Raw genomic sequence first — 15,735 nt, 5'->3', positions numbered from 1 at the left:
GCCTTTCAGGACGGAAGGGACGGTGCCGTGTTCAGCCTGAAGCCACGGGACCCCGCACGGCCGCCCCGGACACAGGGCAGGGGACGGCGCGGTCGCAAGGTCGCACATGAGGCCTCATCCGGCTGGCCCCTCTCATGCCATCCGGCGGGGCGGGCCGGCAAGCCGGCCCGCGCGCCGTTCAGGGCCGCTCCACCTGCTTGGTGCGCCACAGATAGAGGCCGACGAGCGCCCCCATGAGGCTCAGCGCCAGGATGTAGTGGGCATGGGCGAACGGGTCGGCCTGAAGCGCCAGCGTCACCACCAGGGGCGTGATGCCGCCGAACACTGCATAGGCCACGTTGTAGGAGAAGGAGACGCCGGAAAAGGCGATGGCCGGCGGGAAGATGCGCACCATCACATAGGGCGTCACCGCGATCACGCCCACGCACAGGCCCGCCAGGCCATACAGCGGCAGCAGCGCCGCCGGGGTGCCGCCGATGGTGCGATAGAGCAGGTAGGTGCTCGCCGCCAGCGCCAGCGACCCCACAAGCAGCACCCGGCCGGCGCCGAACCGGTCGCACAGCGCCCCCACGGCAACGCAGCTCACGCACAGGAGCGCGGTGGCGAAGCTGTTGGCGGTGAGCGCGGTGGCGCTGTCGATGTGATAGAGCGTGTGGAACAGGGTGGGCGTCATCAGGATGACCACCACCACGCCGCCGGTGAGCAGCCAGGTCAGCAGGGCCGAGAGCAGCACGGCGCCCCAGTGCTTCTGCACCACCAGCCGCACCGGCAAGCCGGAGGCCAATGCCTTGCGCGCCTGCATCTCCTTGAAGACCGGGGTCTCTTCCAGCCAGGAGCGCAGATAGACCGCGCACAGGCCGAACACCGCGCCCAGCAGGAAGGGAATGCGCCAGGCCCAGTCGTGGATGTCCTGCGGCGAGAAGCTGCGGTTGATGGCGGTGGCCACCAGCGAGCCGAGCAGAATGCCGGACACGAGCCCGGCGGTGAGCACGCCGCACGCCAGCCCCACCTTGCGCTGCGGCACATGCTCGGACACGAAGACCCAGGCGCCGGGCACCTCCCCGCCAATGGCCGCGCCCTGCAGCACCCGCATGAGCAGCAGCAGCACCGGGGCGGCATGGCCGATGGTGGCGAAGGTGGGCATCACCGCCATGCCCAGCGTGGAGAGGGCCATGAGCAGGATGGAGAGCGTGAACATGCGCTTGCGGCCGAGCCGGTCGCCGAAATGGGCGAGCACGATGCCGCCCAGCGGGCGCGCCAGATAGCCGGCCGCGAAAATGCCGAAGGCCTGGAGCTGCACCAGCCAGTCGGGAATGCCCGGCGGGAAGAACAGCGTGCCCAGCACCGACACGAAGAAGACGAAGATAATGAAGTCGTAGAATTCCAGGGCGCCACCCAGCGCCGACAGCAAAAGGGTGCGGGCGTCGGACGCAGTGAGCCGAGGGGAGCTGCGGAGCGTAGAAGCGGAGGTATGGGTCATGGTGGCGATGCAATGCCGTTAAAGTTTTTGCGGTGCAAGCGAAATGAATGGAACGGATCGGGATGGCAGCCTTGCGTAAAATGAGCGCCGGGAACCTGCGTCCTGGGCTAGCGTCGTATGGATGGAGCCTGACGTCATGACACAAAGCCTTTCTCACCCCGCCCGGCGCGGCGGGCCCGGCCTGTCCTTCGTGCGGGCGGCGGTGTGCGCCCTTCTCATGGTGGCGGTGGCCGCCATCGGCGGTGCGGTGACGGCGCCGGAAATTCCCACCTGGTACGCCACCTTGCCCAAGCCCTCGTTCACCCCGCCCAACGGGGCTTTCCCGGTGGCCTGGACCATCCTCTACTTCATGATGGGCATCAGCCTCTGGCGGCTGTGGGACCGGGCGCCGGAGACCCCGGCCCGGCGGACGGCCATCGGGCTGTTCCTGGTGCAGCTGGCGCTCAATTTCGCCTGGTCGCCGGTCTTCTTCGCCCTGCATGCCGTGTGGGCGGCCCTGGCCATCGTGTCGGCGCTGGTGCTGGTCCTGGCGGCCACCATCCGCTTTGCGTTCCGGGCGGATGCGCTGGCGGCCTGGCTTCTGATGCCCTATCTGGCCTGGGTCTCCTTTGCCACCGCCCTCAACGGCGCCATCGCCCTGGCGCTCCGGTGAGGCGAGAGGCGACGTCGGCCGGTGAAGCTGCGCCGGCTTGCGTCCCCGACGCGATCGCGCTCTAACACCGTTCAACCATACGCCGCCGGTTTGAGCCGGCGGGTCCGGGGATCGCCATGCTGCACTGGGCCATCTATCTGCTCATCCCGCTCGCGCTGGCCGTGGTGGCGGGCGTGCTCCTGCTCGGCCTGTTCAACTTCGCGGCGGGCGGCTCGCCCCAGCGCTCACAGAAGCTGATGCAGATGCGGGTGCTGTTCCAGTTCGTGGCGATCGTCATCGTCATGATTACCATTTTCGCCATGGGCCGCTGACACATGGTCAAGCTGAACAAGATCTACACCCGCACCGGCGATGACGGCACCACCGGGCTCGGCACCGGCGAGCGGGTGGGCAAGGACGATCTGCGGGTGGAAGCCTATGGCACCGTAGACGAGGCCAATGCGGCGCTCGGCCTTGCCCGCCTGCATCTGGCTGAGGCGCCGGAAGTGGAGGCCATTCTCCTGCGGGTGCAGAACGACCTGTTCGACCTCGGCGCGGATCTGTGCACCCCCGAGCGGGCGGGCGCGGCGCCCTTGCCCTATGAGCCGCTGCGCATCGTGGAAAGCCAGGTGACGCGCCTGGAAGCGGACATCGATGCCCTCAATGCGGACCTGCCGGCGCTGAAATCCTTCGTGCTGCCGGCTGGCGAGCCGGCGGCCGCCTATCTGCACCTGGCCCGCACCATCGCTCGGCGGGCGGAGCGCCTGATGGTGGCGCTCGGCCGGCACGAGGGCGAGGTCGTCAATCCGGCGGCGGTGCGCTACATCAACCGCCTGTCCGACCTCCTTTTCGTCGCCAGCCGCTTCATCAATGCGCGCGGTGCCGGCGATGTGCTGTGGGTGCCCGGGGCCAATCGCTGACCGGCCCCGGACGGGGGATCAGGCCGACAAAGCGCGCAGCGGCGAATCCTGCGTCTCGGCGCGGGAGGGCACCTTCACCCAGGCTTCCCCTTCCAGCACCAGTTCGTCCTTCACCTTGCAGGTGCAGGCGAGGCGGGCGCGGCGGCGCTCGGGGATGAGCTCGGCCACCTCCACGCGCACCACCACCTCGTCACCGATCTTCACCGGCGCCTTGAAGTTGAGCGTCTGGGAAATATAGATCGCGCCCGGCCCCGGCAGGCGGGTGCCCAGCACGGCGGAAATCAGGCTTGCCGTGTAAAGGCCGTGCGCGATGCGCGTGCCGAACGGGGTCTTGGCCGCGAAATGCTCGGACAGGTGGATCGGGTTGCGATCGCCCGTGATCTCGGCGAAGCCTACCACGTCCGAGGAGGCGATGGTCTTGCGCAATTCCTCCGTCACGCCGACGGAGAGATCCTCGAAGCAGAGAAGGCGAAGCTCGGGGAACATGGTCGCTCCTGATGGGTCGCGGGCATCGGGCCCGCCGGCATGAAGGTCGGTTTCGCACGTAAATTCAAGCCCGACCAAGGGTCAGTCGCGCGCCACCTGCCGTAAGGTCAAAAAATTGCCGCTACGGGAAAGGCCGCCCGCATTGGATTTGAGGCCCGCCTGTGGTTTCCTGCCGGCCGGGCTGGAGCGATCGATGCCGGCGTCCGGCAGGCGGTGGCGGGGGCCAGCCTGCCAGCCCTTGGAGCGCTGTGAGGAGCATTATCATGTCGGGCATCATGCAAAAGGCGACCCTTGGGGATCTGGAGACCGCACTCAAGGAGCGCGGCTTCCGGGCCGAGACCATCGATTGGCCCGGCGGTCGCCAGGCCCTGCGCAGCGCCAGCGGGGGCGTCGGTTTCAACATCGTCCCCGGCAATGCGGTGGACGGCGGCTTCATGGACTTCACCTATTTCGCCAGCTTCCGCGTGGAAGGTCTGCCGCTGGAGGAGATCGCGGCGGACTGGAACCGCGCGCGCCGCTTCAGCCGCACCTATACCCGCGACGGCTTCCTGAATTTCGAGATGGACGTGGTCATTGGTCCCGGCGTTGCGCCCGGCTATCTGGCGGTGACCTTGGACCTGTGGGACCGCCTGCTCAACGAGCTCCTGGCCGCCTTGCGCGAGCGTGCGGCCCAGATGCAGCAGGCCGGCGCGGGAGAGGTGCAGGCCGGCGCCGCCTGAGCGGCCGCCGACGGCACCTGTGGCTTGACGTAAGAAGGGCCGGCGGAGCGATCCGCCGGCCCTTCTTGTTTCCATGGCGGCCGGGGCGGCCGCCCGTCCTCACTGCTTGCCGGTGCGGCCGACGGTGAAGATCTGCACCCGGCGATTGATGGCGCCGGTGGGATTCTTGGGATCGAGCAGCACTTCCTCGCCCAGGCCCACCGCTTCCAGGCGGCTGGCATTGACGTTGAAGGTGGTCTCAAGCGCGTTCACCACCGCGTCGGCGCGGGCCTGGCTGAGCTTGAGGTTGACCTCGCGCGGGCCGGTCACGTCGGTATTGCCGGTGACGATGAACTTGTAGCCGTGCAGGACCGGATTGTGCATGGCGTCGGCGATGGCGCCGAGCGTCGCATAGGACGACGGCTCGATGATCGCCGAACCCAGGCGGAACTGGATCTGCACGTTGATCTGCGGCAGCTTGTCGAGGTGCAGCGCCAGCGAGGGGCGGGTGAGCGCCTCGCCGGGATATTGCACCATGTGCTGCTTCACCTGGTCCCGCAGCTGCTGGGCGGTGATGACCGGCGCATTGTCGGTGAGGCCCTGGAGGCCCTGCAGGATCTGGCCGTCGGACAGCGCGGTCTGGGCGCTGGCGGGGGCGGCGAGAAGCGCGGCGAGCGAAGCTGCCAGCGCGAAGCGGATCAGAGGCGACGTCATGTCTGTCGTCCTTCCTTCAGGCGTTCGGGTTGGCAGGATCAGCGATAGCCGGCATCGGTGATCGCCTGGTTGCAGGCGGCCGAGACGACGTTGGTGGCCTTCAGCAGGCAGGAGAGCAGGTTGCCATCCTGGGGCACCATGCCCGGGCAGAGCTGGGCGGCGTCGCGGCCGCAGACCTGCGCGATGGAATCCTGCGCGGCATCGCGCTTGGCGATGGAAGCGGTGGCAGTGGCATAGTCGGCCTTGCACTGGGGGCTGACCTTGGAGATCTGCTTCTCCATGCAGGCCACCAGCTTGCCGTCGCCGAGGTTCACCGTCGGGCACAGCTTCGTAATGTCCTTGCCGCAGCTCTTGGCCAGAAGGCCGGCGGCCTGTGCGTAGCTCATGGTCTGCGCCTGCGCGCCGGCCACGGATCCAGCCAGCAGCGCGGCTGCCAGCATCACTCCCAAGCCCCTCATCTCATCTCTCCCTTTCCCAGCGGAGTGCGAGAGCCTTAGCAGAGGGTTAAACTTCGTCAAAGCTCTAAGAATGCAGGACTTTTTTCGCTGCGGCGCAATCGGGGGCGCGGCCGGTCGTCAGCGCCCGGCCCGCCAAGGCGCGATCTTGGCCGTAACGGAAGACGTTGCGGTACGGCCGGGGCGGCGCAAGTCCTTGCTCCGTCTCATTCCGCGGCCCTCCGCGGCGCTTGTTTCCGACCTGCCGGCAAAATGTCTCTTGACAGTTTTGCTATATAGCATTTTTCTTACGCTACATACTTAAAAAGGCGCGGCGATCCATGCGGTCGCACCTGCCCAGCCCCGGCTGAACCGGGTCCAGAGGAAAGGTTACGAAATGAATCCCACGCCCGGTCCGGGCGCGGCGGCGCCCGTGCGCCCGCCGGACGCCCCGTCCTTGTCCCCGTCCTTGCCCGCGCCCCTGTTGGAGGTCGCGGACGTGACGCTGCAATACAAGACCCGCGACGTTCAGGTGACCGCCACCCGCGGCGTGGGCTTCCAGGTCTATCCGGCCGACCGCTTCGTGCTGCTGGGTCCGTCCGGCTGCGGCAAGTCGAGCCTGCTGAAGGCGGTGGCCGGCTTCCTGCGCCCCGCCGCCGGCGCCATCCACCTCAATGGCGCGCCCGTCACCGGGCCGGGGCCGGACCGGATGATGGTGTTCCAGGATTTCGACCAGCTCATGCCCTGGAAGAGCGTGGTGGAGAACGTCATGTTCCCCATTCTGGCCAGCGGCCGCTTTCCCCGCGCCGAGGCGCGCGACCGCGCCCTGGCCGCCATCGGCAAGGTCAAGCTCGGCAAGTTCGCCGATGTCTATCCCCACATGCTTTCGGGGGGCATGAAGCAGCGCGTCGCCATCGCCCGCGCCATGGCCATGGAGCCGGCCATCCTGCTCATGGACGAGCCGTTCGCGGCCCTCGATGCCCTGACCCGCCGCCAGATGCAGGACGAGCTTCTGTCGCTTTGGGACGACACCCGCTTCACGGTGCTGTTCGTCACCCATTCCATCGAGGAAGCAGTGGTGGTGGGCTCGCGCATCCTGGTGCTTTCGCCCCATCCGGGCCGCGTGAAGGCCGAGCTGAACGCCCACCATTTCGGCCACCAGCATCATGCGGACGCCGAATTTGCGGCCCTGACCCGCCGCATCCACACCATGCTGTTCGCGGAGGCCGGTCATGGCTGAGGCGGTCTCGTCCGCGCGCCCCGGCCGGCTGCCGCCGGTGCGCCCCGAATTCGAGCGCGATCTGCCGCCGGTGGAGGAGCCCGGCGAGATCGTCCACCCGCTCTCCCTCCTGGAGCGCCTCGCCAATGTGGACGGGGTGCGGCGGGGGCTGATCCTCCTCGCCTTGATGGCGCTCTGGCAGGCCTATGCGGTGATGCTGGGCAATCCGCTGATGTTCCCCACCCTCACCGAGACGCTGGCCGCGCTGGTGGAGGGGCTGCGGGAGGGCACGCTGCTCCTGCGCATCCTGTCCTCCCTGCAAGTGCTGCTCATCGGCTATGCCATCGGCATTGCGCTCGCCGCCGTGCTCACCTCGCTGGCGGTGTCGTTCCGCCTCGGGGCGGACCTGCTGGCGACGTTGACCGCCATGTTCAACCCGCTCCCCGCCATCGCCCTCCTGCCCTTGGCGTTGCTCTGGTTCGGGCTGGGCACGGCGAGCCTTGTCTTCGTCATCGTCCATTCGGTGACCTGGGCGGTGGCGCTCAACACCCAGACCGGCTTCCATTCTGTGCCCGATACCCAGCGCCTCGCCGGCCAGAATTACGGACTGAAGGGCCTGCGTTATGTGGCGCTCATCCTCATCCCCGCCGCCTTCCCTTCCATCCTGGCCGGGCTGAAGATCGGCTGGGCCTTCGCCTGGCGCACCCTGATCGCGGCGGAACTGGTGTTCGGCGCCTCGTCCCGCTCGGGCGGCCTCGGCTGGTACCTGTTCGAGAAGCGCAACCAGCTGGAGACGCCGGCCGTCTTCGCCGGGCTCACCTGCGTCATCATCATCGGCCTCCTGGTGGAAGGCCTCGTCTTCCGCACCCTCGAAGCGCGCACCGTCCAGCGCTGGGGCATGAGCCGCGCCGGCTGATCCTCCCCCTTTACCCGTTCAAGCACCAAGAAGAGGCACCCATGCGTATCCGTCTGTTGGGCACCGGCACGCCCACCCCGTCCTTGCGGCGGATGAGTTCCGGCTATGTGGTGGAGACCGGCGATGACGTCATCGTCTTCGATCACGGGTTTGGCGCCCATCACCGCCTGCTGGAGCTGGGCATTCCCGCCACCCGCGTCACGCACCTGTTCTTCACTCACCTGCATTACGACCATTGCGGCGATTATGGCCGCCTGCTGCTGACCCGCTGGGACCAGGGCGCCAACCGCATTCCCGATCTCAAGGTCTATGGCCCGCCGCCCATCGCCGAGATCACCGAGCGCCTGTTCGGCAAGGACGGGGTCTATGACGTGGACCTCATCGCCCGCACCTCCCACGGGTCCAGCCTGGACCTGTTCGTGGCCCGTGGCGGCACGCTGCCCCGCCCGCGCCCGGCGCCTCAGGTACAAGTGCTTTATCCCGGCGACGTGGTGCGCGAGGGCGGCTGGAGCGTCGAGACCACCAACGTCAACCACTTCCAGCCTTACCTCAACACCTATGGCTATCGCATGGAGACGGCCGAGGGCAGCTTCGTCTATTCCGGCGACAGCGGGCCGGCGGAGACCATGCTCAAGCTGGCGGAGGGCTGCGACGTGCTGGTGCACATGTGCCACTATCTCACCGGCACCCACTATTCCCCCGCCTTCTCCCACAGCTGCATGGGCCATATGGAGCTGGCGGAGTTGGCCCATGCGGCGGGGGTCAAGAACCTCGTGCTGACCCACATCACCGAGCAGTTCGATTTTCCCGGCCTGCGCGAGCGTGTGGTGAGCGAGATGTCCCGCGTCTATGGCGGCAACATCTTCTTCGGCGAGGACAAGATGGAGATCCCGCTCAAGGGACCCGTGCGCGACCGTTTGCTGTGATCGACCGCCCGCCGCCTTGGGGCGGCGGGCCCTTTCGCCGTCCAGACAAGAATGGGGAACAGACCATGAAACGATCGACCCGATGGCTCGGCGCCATCGCTTTCGCCGCGCTTTCCCTGTCTGCCGGGGCCACCCGCGCCGCCGAGGTGCGACTCGTGAGCGGGTTCGGCCTGTGCTACCTGCCGGCCTATGTGGCGGTGGACAAGAAGCTCATCGAAAAGCGCGCCGCCGCCCTGGGCGTGCCCGATGTGACCGTGACCTACCAGCACCTGGCCAGCGGCCCGGCCATCACCGATGCGCTCATTTCCGGCAGCGCGGACGTGGCCATGGCCGGTACCTCCGTGCTCTTGAACGTCTGGGACAAGACGGCGAAGTTCGCGCCCATCAAGGGGATGATGGCGATCTGCGATTCCCCCATCTATTTCAACACCATCGATCCCAACATCAGATCCATCCGGGACTTCAAGGACACCGACCGCATCGCCATGGCCTCCGGCAAGGGCACCCAGCATGCTCTCGTGCTGGAGATGGCGACCGCCCAGGCCTATGGCTTCGACCAGCGCAACCGCTTCGACACGCTGGCGGTCTCCATGTCCCATCCCGATGGCGTGGCGGCCTTGCTCTCGGGCGGGGCGGGGGTGAAGACCCATGTGACAACCGTGCCCTTCATCCAGATGGAGCTGGCCAATCCCAATGTGCGCACCATCCTCTCGTCCTATGACGTGACGGGCGGCCCCAATACCCTCATCGTCGCCTATGCCGCCGACAAATGGCGCAAGGACAATCCCAAGCTCTACCAGGCGACCTTCGAGGCCTTGAAGGAGGCGATGACCCTCATTGCCGCCGATACGGGCGCGGCGGCGGACCTTTATCTGAAGGCGGAAAATTCCAAGCTCAGCCGCGATCAGGTGCTGGCCATCCTCAACGACCCGGCCATGATGACCTTCTCGCCCACGCCCAAGAAGGTGATGGTGTTCGCGGACTATATGGCCAAGGCCGGCCTGCTGAAGACCCGTCCCGCCTCCTGGAAGGACGTGTTCTTCGCTAATATACATGACGCGCCGGGGGATTGAGCCGGCCACGCGGTTGCCCCCGGCGGCGGTTGCCCTCAGATTGCTCGGCGCGCCGGCCGGCGCGCCCCCTCCCGGCGGGCACCGCGCGGCCCGGCCGGACAGCCTGAGCGACCCGCCATAAGGGCCGCCAGTTGGGAGCAGGCATGGACCAGAGGCGGGGCGCGCGTCCCTCGACCACCCTGAAAGCGGGCCCGGCGCCGACGGGGCCGGAACCCTCCAGCGAGGCGCCCGCCGCCGGTGCGGGGGAGTTCTGGGAGCGCTTCGGCCGCGCGAGCGCGGGTGGCGCCCCCAAATACATCTTCCTGCGCGACCGCATCCTTGCCGCCATCCGCGAGGACTTCTGGCGCAAGGGCGACCGCCTGCCGCCGGAAAAGGAGCTGGCGCTCGCCACCGGCCTCAGCCTCGGCACGGTGCAGAAGGCCTATGGGGAACTGGCCCAGGACGGCACCATCGAGCGCCGCCAGGGCCGGGCCGGCAGCGTGGTCAGTCGCCAGCCCCGCAGCGTGGACACCGTCTGGCATTTCCTGTTCTCCGACGACCGGCATGAGCGCTTCTTCTCGGTCTTCCCCCGCGTCGACCGCGTCCACCGCCACCGGGACCGTGGTTCCTGGAGCCTGCACCTCCACTGGGTGGAGGATGAGGTGGTTGAGATCGACCGCGTGGTGGACATCGGCCAGGAATTCCTGGTCTACAGCCAGTTCTTCATCGATGCGCGGGTCTATGACCAGGCGCGGCGGGGCAAGAGCGAGCCGCTGGAAGGCATCAATCTGCGCCGCGAACTGAACCTGAATGTCCAGGGCCTGTGCTACGATATGCGCCTGGAGCGCCTGCCCCGGGAGGTGTGCGGCAAGATCGGGGTGAAGGCGGGCACCCTCGGCATGGTGGTGGAGGTGCGCATGACCGCCAGTCCCCAGCAGCAGGGCTATTTCCAGCGCATCTTCATTCCCGAGACCCGCTTCTGGCTGCGCATCGATGCCCAGCCCTTTCCGCGCGGCGGATGAGCCGCGTCAGGCCCGGGCCAGGACCGGCGGCGCCGACCATTGCACCGGCCGCGCCAGGGCGATGACGCCGGAGCCGTGCATGCGCCGCTCGCCCAGCACCATGTCCGCCGGGGTGAGGGCGCCGGGATGGTGGGCGAGGCAGTCCACATCGCGGTCCGGCAGGAGGATGCGCAGCGGGTCGAGCGCGGCTTCCGGCATGCGCACGGGCAAGGCGTGGCGCCACATGCGCAGGGCGATGAGACCGGCTTCCAGCTCGGACAGGCCCAAGGCCGCCGCAAACGCAGCCATGGCCGCGGGCAGGCGGTCGGCGAGGTCGAGCTGGGCCAGCTCCTGGCGCAGCAAACCGGACGCCCGCGCCTGCTGGGCGCCATGGGTCTGGGACACCGCCTGGGGCGAGACGGTGTATTCGTAGAGCACCTTTTCCACTATGCGGGGGCGGAAGAAGCGGATCCACAGCGACCAGAGGGCGAAATCCTCGCAATGGTCGTAGCTGGCCAAATGCGGATAGCCGCCCAGCGCCAGATAAATATCCCGCCGCGCCACCACCGAGCCGTGGGGGAAGGGACAGCCCACATCCACGGCAAAGCGCAGGATCGGCCCCCATTCCGCCGGCCGCACATGTTCGGACAGGCGCTTGCCTTCCGGCGTCACCAGCACCATGCCGGTGGCGGACAGGCTCAGGTCAGGGTCGGCGGCGAACAGGTCGAGCTGCGCCGCCATCTTGCCCGGGAGCCAGATGTCGTCCGCGTCCAGCCGGGCGATCAACCCGTGATGGGCGGCGGCGAGGCCGCAATTGAGCGCATGGGTGACGCCCCGGTTGATGGGCAGGCGCAGGATGCGCGCCTCGGCGCCCGCCGGTCCCAGCGCCTCGCGGTGGTTCTCCACCGGAACCGGGCTGCCATCATCCACCAGCAACAGGTCGAGCGCGCCGGGAAAGACCTGGTCGCGCACGCTTTCCAGCGCCCGCCGCAAGAGGCGGACGCGCTCGGGCGCGGCGTCGCGGAAGAAGACGGGGAGGAGGACGGTCACGTCCTGGCTTGGCGCGCCCGCGCTGCTCATCGCTCACCCGTCATGCGTCACCAAAGGCACGCAGGAACTGCTTCTTGGCCAGCATGAGGTGGCCGAGCGGGGCGGGATGGCGCGCGGCGCCGGCGTGGAAGTCGAAGTCCAGCAGGTCGCGATAGAATTGCGCCATGCCCAGCCGTCGCGCCGTTTCCTCGCCCCGCGCCAGCGCCCGGCGCAGGCATTGGGCATGGTGCACCGGATCGCGCTTGTGGGGAATGTTGCCGTCGCCAATGAGCAGGAACTCGCCCACCGCTTCCGGCATGAGGTGGAAGCGCGCGCCCGCCGCCAGCAGCGAGATGAGCAGGTCCCAGTCCTCGAAATAATCCATGTCCTGCGCCACCTGGATCTGGGCCTCGGCCAGGATCTCGGTGCGCACCGCATAGGAATTGGTGGGCATGAAATTGCCCGCCACCAGGCAGGCCATGGGCAGCGGCATGTGGGATGGCGCGGCGGCGGCGCCCGGCGCGCGCTTGTTGGTCAGGCCAAACACCACGTCCGCCTCGGCGAGGCGGAAGCCCTCCAGCATCCGCCGGGCGAAGAGGGGGTAATAAATGTCGTCATCGTCCAGGAAGCAGACATAGTGATAGCGGTCCGCATGGGCGCGGGCATGGGCGAGCCCCACGTTCCAGGGATAGCCGCGCCGCTGGGCGGGAGCGTCCGCATGCAGGAAGACGGTGCGGCCTTCCATGGTGGGAGCGGTGGCGCGCACCGCCTCGAAGGTGGCGGCATCGCCATGGACGATGATGGCGGCCACCAGCGGTTCGCTCTGGCCATAGATGGACTGGAGCGCGGCCGCCAGAAGCTCGGGCCGGCGGCCCTGGGTGCGCACCAGGCACAGGCCCTGTTCCACGCGGCCCCGGCCCGGGGCACGAACGGCGGGGGTGGGCCAGGCCACTTCCAGCAGACGGCGCATGGCGGCCATGCGGACCGCCGCCAGGAGCTGCTCCTGCCGCGCCCCGTTCTCCGCCAAGCGCGGCGCGCAGCCGATGAGGATGTCCGGCACCACCAGGATGGGTTCTTCCAGGGCCAGACGCAGCAGCAGGTCGTAATCCTCAAGGCCCGCAAAGCGCGGCTCGAAGCCGCCGAGATCGGCCAGCAGGTCCCGCCGGAGCGCCAGAAGCGGCCCGGTGACCATGCCCAGGGCGAGCAGCTTGGAGGAATCGAAGGGCAAGGCGGTGCGCCGCAGCACGCGGCCGCGCTCGTCCATCTCCGCCGCGCCGCAGCCCACCGCGCGGGCCTGCGGGAACTGGCGGGCATAATGGGTGAGGATGCGGGTGGCATCGAGGCCGATCCGGTCCCCCGCATCCAGGAAGATCACGAAGTCCCCACCGGCGGCGCGGGCGCCCTGGGTCTTGCGCGCGGGCCGCCCCAGCCGGCGTCCGTCGGCCAGCAGGGTCACCGCGTGCCGGATCTGCGGGGGGATATGGGCGGCAAGGTCGCCGGGTTCGCAGGCCGGGTCGTCGATGAGCACGATCCAGTCCGCGCGGGGCCGGTCCCCATCCTGGGCCATCAGGGCGGCAACGCAGGCCGCCGAGCGGCTGAGCGCGGGCCCGTCGCCCTCGAAGACGGTGACGATGGTGAAGGACGGGGCCGCCGGGCTTGCCGGCAGATGGGCCGGCGGCCTGCGGGAGGCGACGCGCTGCTGGAACTCGTCCAGCGGGCCGAAGCGCATGAACCACTGTCCCGCGCCGGCGCCCGCTGTGCCCGGCTCGGCCGGGGCGGCTGGCGCGTCCGCCAGGGCGCAGTCCGGCGAGCGCGGCCCGTTATAAAGCTGGGCGGGCGTCAGCGACATGATGCCGTACCAGCCGCCGCAGCCGTCCGCGGGATAGGGCGTGGCGGCGCTTTCGGCCGCCTGGCCGCCGCCATAGAGCAGATAATGGGTGAAAGGCTCCACCCCGCTTTCGGCCACGTCAGGATGTGCGGCCAGATAGCGCAGCGGGTCGAAATCGGGTCTGGGCCGGCGGCCTTCCCAGGCGCCCTTGCGCACATAATGGGTGAGCGGGCTCAGGCCGGTGCGGGCCATGTCGGGATAAGCGGCGGCATACCAGCGCGCGTCGAAGGCCCGGGTGCGCCGCAGGCGCTCGATGTCCCGCAGGGCGGACATGCGCCGGTCGAGCTTGCCCAGCGCCGGAAACCGCACGCACAGGTCGCGCCAGATGCGCCGGGCCGAGCGGCCGCCGGCCGGCCGGCCGACGGGCACCAAGGCGCCCGCGCCGCCCGAGGCGGCGCTCGTGCGCAGCTCCCGCCCCGCGCCGGGATCTGGCGGTTCCGACGTCATGTCCCCCGGATCCTCACCTTGGCTGTAGGGGTCTGTTATGGCCGGGCATTGTGGCCGAACAGAAGCCGTGTTCAAGCCGTCTCCCAGCGGCAGTCCCAGCCTCACTGTCGCTTTTTTGGGCTCAGTTCGCCACCCGGTGAAGCTGGCCCTCGGCCTCCAGGTCCGCATCCACCATGATCTTGACCAGCTCGTCGAACGAGGTCCGCGGCTCCCAGCCCAGCTGGCGCTTGGCCTTGGAGGCATCGCCGATGAGCAGGTCCACCTCGGAGGGGCGCAGGTAGCGCGGATCGAATTCCACGAAGTCGGTCCAGTCGAGGCCGACCCGCTGGAAGGCGCGGTCGAGGAAATCGCGCACGCTCCAGGTCTCGCCGGTGGCGACCACATAGTCGTCCGGCTGATCCTGCTGGAGCATCAGCCACATGGCTTCCACATAATCCTTCGCGTAGCCCCAGTCCCGCTTGGCGTCGAGATTGCCGAGATAGAGCTTCTTGTCCTTGCCGGCCATGATCCGGGCGAGGCCCCGGGTGATCTTGCGGGTGACGAAAGTCTCGCCCCGGCGCGGGCTCTCATGGTTGAACAGGATGCCGTTGGAGGCATGCATCCCATAGGCCTCGCGGTAATTGAGCACCTGGTAATGGCCGTAGACCTTGGCGCAGGCATAGGGGCTGCGGGGATGGAAGGGCGTGGTCTCCGACTGCGGGATGGCGTGCACCGCGCCATACATTTCCGAGCTGGAGGCCTGGTAGAAGCGGATCTTCTGCGCCGCGTCGCCGGCCACCGTGCGGATGGCTTCCAGGAGGCGCATCACCGAGACGCCGCTCACGTCAGCGGTATAGACCGGCTGGTCGAAGGACACGCGCACATGGCTCTGGGCGGCGAGGTTATAGACCTCGTCCGGCTCGACGATGTCGATGATCTTCTCCAGCCGGCTGCCGTCGGCGATGTCGCCGTAATGGAGCCGCATAGGCGCGCCTTCCTCGTGGAAGTCGCGATAGAGATGCTCGATGCGCCCGGTGTTGAAGGACGAGGACCGGCGGATGATGCCGTGGACCTCATAGCCCTTGGCGATGAGCAGCTCGGCCAGATACGAGCCGTCCTGGCCGGTGATTCCCGTGATGAGGGCTTTCTTCATGGGCGTCGCTCCTCGACGGCGGCGCGCGCAAGGGGGCGTCCGGTCTGCGATGAAGGGAGGGGAGCGACAGGCGTGCGTCCGTTCTGTCCGGCGCTACCGGGCCTCAAAAGAGCGGGCGGTAAGGGGCTGAGGAAGTTCGGGGCCATGCCTGCCGTGCAATCTGTGCGCGGCACATAAGCCCATCCCGTCGCCCCCGGCAAGCCGGGCGCGACTCTTTTAGAACCCTGAGGAAAAGCCTTTCAGCGGCCGCGACGGGCCACCACGCGCACCGGCTGGAGCACCGGGCGCGGCGAAAGCTGCAGGGTTGCCCGCCGTCCCCCGCGCCCGCCGTCCTCGCGCTCGGACATGAGCATGACGGCAAAGCCCATCTGGGCGCTGGCGAAGGTCAGGCCCACCGCAAAGGTCAGGACGGACAGGGCCAGGGCGCCGTCGGCGGAGGCGCGCATCAGACTGCCAAGCCCGTATACGTCGAGGGCCACCAGCGCGCCGACAAACACGGCCGCAACGGCAAAGCCGATGGCAGCATGACGGGCCAGGAACACCACCAGACGGGGCATCGCATCCTCCTCCACCGCGCCGAAGAGCGCCGGCGCGCAAGAAATGACCCCACGATGGTGCGCCCTCCGCGCGCCCCTGTCCATGGCCCTTTGGGCGCAGGCCGCGACATCCTGTTCCGCTTTGGGGCCAATTCCCGCCATTGTGAACCCGGTCTTCCGCTGTGCAGGCTGGTTCCGCGGGACGGAGCCGGGGGATCTGTTATGT

General features: G+C 68.4%; 17 protein-coding genes. 9 read left to right on the top strand and 8 right to left on the bottom strand.

Translation table 11 applies throughout. The features are described 5' to 3' along the window. Nucleotides 1-178 precede the first annotated feature (178 nt). Nucleotides 179-1,480, bottom strand: coding sequence for an MFS transporter (locus ACT54L_RS09275; RefSeq protein ID WP_476085299.1), 1,302 nt, complete (start codon nt 1,478-1,480; stop codon nt 179-181). 136 nt (nt 1,481-1,616) lie between these two features. Here ACT54L_RS09275 and ACT54L_RS09270 point away from each other — a divergent pair, with 136 nt between their 5' ends. The 3 genes from ACT54L_RS09270 to ACT54L_RS09260 all read left to right on the top strand — a co-directional run bounded on the left by ACT54L_RS09270 (nt 1,617) and on the right by ACT54L_RS09260 (nt 3,031). After that, entirely contained in the window at nt 1,617-2,132 is a 516-nt protein-coding gene (locus tag ACT54L_RS09270; RefSeq protein ID WP_476085298.1) for a TspO/MBR family protein, read from the top strand. A 116-nt stretch (nt 2,133-2,248) separates the two neighbouring features. Then, entirely contained in the window at nt 2,249-2,443 is a 195-nt protein-coding gene (locus ACT54L_RS09265; RefSeq protein ID WP_476085297.1) for a twin transmembrane helix small protein, read from the top strand. Between the two features lie 3 nt (nt 2,444-2,446). Beyond that, a complete protein-coding gene (locus ACT54L_RS09260) occupies nt 2,447-3,031 on the top strand; it encodes a cob(I)yrinic acid a,c-diamide adenosyltransferase (RefSeq protein WP_476085296.1) in 585 nt (194 codons plus the stop codon). Between the two features lie 18 nt (nt 3,032-3,049). On the opposite strand, the gene ACT54L_RS09255 is transcribed toward ACT54L_RS09260, so the two are convergent. After that, nucleotides 3,050-3,517, bottom strand: coding sequence for a MaoC family dehydratase (locus ACT54L_RS09255; RefSeq protein ID WP_209104382.1), 468 nt, complete (start codon nt 3,515-3,517; stop codon nt 3,050-3,052). Between the two features lie 263 nt (nt 3,518-3,780). Between ACT54L_RS09255 and ACT54L_RS09250 the strand changes: the two genes are divergently transcribed. Further along, nucleotides 3,781-4,236: a YbjN domain-containing protein gene (locus ACT54L_RS09250; RefSeq protein WP_476085295.1), complete on the top strand. Its 456-nt coding sequence runs from the start codon at nt 3,781-3,783 to the stop codon at nt 4,234-4,236. A 99-nt stretch (nt 4,237-4,335) separates the two neighbouring features. On the opposite strand, the gene ACT54L_RS09245 is transcribed toward ACT54L_RS09250, so the two are convergent. Then, nucleotides 4,336-4,929 (bottom strand): OmpA family protein, encoded by a 594-nt coding sequence (locus tag ACT54L_RS09245; RefSeq protein ID WP_476085294.1) that lies wholly within the window; start codon nt 4,927-4,929, stop codon nt 4,336-4,338. A gap of 38 nt (nt 4,930-4,967) precedes the next feature. Further along, complete coding sequence (locus ACT54L_RS09240) at nt 4,968-5,387, bottom strand: hypothetical protein (protein ID WP_476085293.1); 420 nt, start codon at nt 5,385-5,387, stop codon at nt 4,968-4,970. A gap of 373 nt (nt 5,388-5,760) precedes the next feature. Between ACT54L_RS09240 and ACT54L_RS09235 the strand changes: the two genes are divergently transcribed. The 5 genes from ACT54L_RS09235 (at nt 5,761) to ACT54L_RS09215 (ending at nt 10,498) form a co-directional block, all read left to right on the top strand. Beyond that, a complete protein-coding gene (locus ACT54L_RS09235; RefSeq protein WP_476085292.1) occupies nt 5,761-6,603 on the top strand; it encodes an ABC transporter ATP-binding protein in 843 nt (280 codons plus the stop codon). Further along, nucleotides 6,596-7,498 (top strand): ABC transporter permease, encoded by a 903-nt coding sequence (locus ACT54L_RS09230; RefSeq protein ID WP_476085291.1) that lies wholly within the window; start codon nt 6,596-6,598, stop codon nt 7,496-7,498. The genes ACT54L_RS09235 and ACT54L_RS09230 overlap by 8 nt, the downstream gene beginning before the upstream one ends. 41 nt (nt 7,499-7,539) lie before the next feature. Continuing rightward, on the top strand, nt 7,540-8,424 hold the full coding sequence (locus ACT54L_RS09225) for an MBL fold metallo-hydrolase (protein WP_476085290.1): 885 nt from the start codon (nt 7,540-7,542) through the stop codon (nt 8,422-8,424). Between the two features lie 65 nt (nt 8,425-8,489). Beyond that, a complete protein-coding gene (locus tag ACT54L_RS09220) occupies nt 8,490-9,497 on the top strand; it encodes an ABC transporter substrate-binding protein (RefSeq protein WP_476085289.1) in 1,008 nt (335 codons plus the stop codon). A gap of 143 nt (nt 9,498-9,640) precedes the next feature. Further along, nucleotides 9,641-10,498, top strand: coding sequence for a GntR family transcriptional regulator (locus ACT54L_RS09215; RefSeq protein ID WP_476085288.1), 858 nt, complete (start codon nt 9,641-9,643; stop codon nt 10,496-10,498). A 6-nt stretch (nt 10,499-10,504) separates the two neighbouring features. Here ACT54L_RS09215 and ACT54L_RS09210 read toward each other — a convergent pair whose 3' ends face one another. From ACT54L_RS09210 to ACT54L_RS09195, 4 genes are all read right to left on the bottom strand, one after another. Then, nucleotides 10,505-11,557 (bottom strand): glycosyltransferase, encoded by a 1,053-nt coding sequence (locus ACT54L_RS09210; protein ID WP_476085287.1) that lies wholly within the window; start codon nt 11,555-11,557, stop codon nt 10,505-10,507. A 10-nt stretch (nt 11,558-11,567) separates the two neighbouring features. Continuing rightward, nucleotides 11,568-13,841, bottom strand: coding sequence for a hypothetical protein (locus ACT54L_RS09205; protein WP_476085286.1), 2,274 nt, complete (start codon nt 13,839-13,841; stop codon nt 11,568-11,570). A gap of 121 nt (nt 13,842-13,962) precedes the next feature. Further along, nucleotides 13,963-14,973, bottom strand: a complete 1,011-nt coding sequence (gmd, locus tag ACT54L_RS09200; RefSeq protein ID WP_476085285.1) for a GDP-mannose 4,6-dehydratase — start codon at nt 14,971-14,973, stop codon at nt 13,963-13,965. 239 nt (nt 14,974-15,212) lie between these two features. After that, a complete protein-coding gene (locus ACT54L_RS09195) occupies nt 15,213-15,530 on the bottom strand; it encodes a hypothetical protein (protein ID WP_476085284.1) in 318 nt (105 codons plus the stop codon). Nucleotides 15,531-15,735 lie beyond the last annotated feature (205 nt).

It is taken from the genome of Aquabacter sp. DMC10 (assembly GCF_056314145.1).
Note: the sequence above shows the minus strand (reverse complement) of the source record. Positions and strands in the feature narration are given on the sequence as shown.

What these genes read in the sequence shown, in the direction of transcription:
- ACT54L_RS09275 (WP_476085299.1), bottom strand. Translation starts at nt 1,480, where the DNA reads ATGACCCATACCTCCGCTTCTACGCTCCGCAGCTCCCCTCGGCTCACT.
- ACT54L_RS09270 (WP_476085298.1), top strand. Translation starts at nt 1,617, where the DNA reads ATGACACAAAGCCTTTCTCACCCCGCCCGGCGCGGCGGGCCCGGCCTG.
- ACT54L_RS09265 (WP_476085297.1), top strand. Translation starts at nt 2,249, where the DNA reads ATGCTGCACTGGGCCATCTATCTGCTCATCCCGCTCGCGCTGGCCGTG.
- ACT54L_RS09260 (WP_476085296.1), top strand. Translation starts at nt 2,447, where the DNA reads ATGGTCAAGCTGAACAAGATCTACACCCGCACCGGCGATGACGGCACC.
- ACT54L_RS09255 (WP_209104382.1), bottom strand. Translation starts at nt 3,517, where the DNA reads ATGTTCCCCGAGCTTCGCCTTCTCTGCTTCGAGGATCTCTCCGTCGGC.
- ACT54L_RS09250 (WP_476085295.1), top strand. Translation starts at nt 3,781, where the DNA reads ATGTCGGGCATCATGCAAAAGGCGACCCTTGGGGATCTGGAGACCGCA.
- ACT54L_RS09245 (WP_476085294.1), bottom strand. Translation starts at nt 4,929, where the DNA reads ATGACGTCGCCTCTGATCCGCTTCGCGCTGGCAGCTTCGCTCGCCGCG.
- ACT54L_RS09240 (WP_476085293.1), bottom strand. Translation starts at nt 5,387, where the DNA reads ATGAGGGGCTTGGGAGTGATGCTGGCAGCCGCGCTGCTGGCTGGATCC.
- ACT54L_RS09235 (WP_476085292.1), top strand. Translation starts at nt 5,761, where the DNA reads ATGAATCCCACGCCCGGTCCGGGCGCGGCGGCGCCCGTGCGCCCGCCG.
- ACT54L_RS09230 (WP_476085291.1), top strand. Translation starts at nt 6,596, where the DNA reads ATGGCTGAGGCGGTCTCGTCCGCGCGCCCCGGCCGGCTGCCGCCGGTG.
- ACT54L_RS09225 (WP_476085290.1), top strand. Translation starts at nt 7,540, where the DNA reads ATGCGTATCCGTCTGTTGGGCACCGGCACGCCCACCCCGTCCTTGCGG.
- ACT54L_RS09220 (WP_476085289.1), top strand. Translation starts at nt 8,490, where the DNA reads ATGAAACGATCGACCCGATGGCTCGGCGCCATCGCTTTCGCCGCGCTT.
- ACT54L_RS09215 (WP_476085288.1), top strand. Translation starts at nt 9,641, where the DNA reads ATGGACCAGAGGCGGGGCGCGCGTCCCTCGACCACCCTGAAAGCGGGC.
- ACT54L_RS09210 (WP_476085287.1), bottom strand. Translation starts at nt 11,557, where the DNA reads ATGAGCAGCGCGGGCGCGCCAAGCCAGGACGTGACCGTCCTCCTCCCC.
- ACT54L_RS09205 (WP_476085286.1), bottom strand. Translation starts at nt 13,841, where the DNA reads ATGACGTCGGAACCGCCAGATCCCGGCGCGGGGCGGGAGCTGCGCACG.
- gmd (WP_476085285.1), bottom strand. Translation starts at nt 14,973, where the DNA reads ATGAAGAAAGCCCTCATCACGGGAATCACCGGCCAGGACGGCTCGTAT.
- ACT54L_RS09195 (WP_476085284.1), bottom strand. Translation starts at nt 15,530, where the DNA reads ATGCCCCGTCTGGTGGTGTTCCTGGCCCGTCATGCTGCCATCGGCTTT.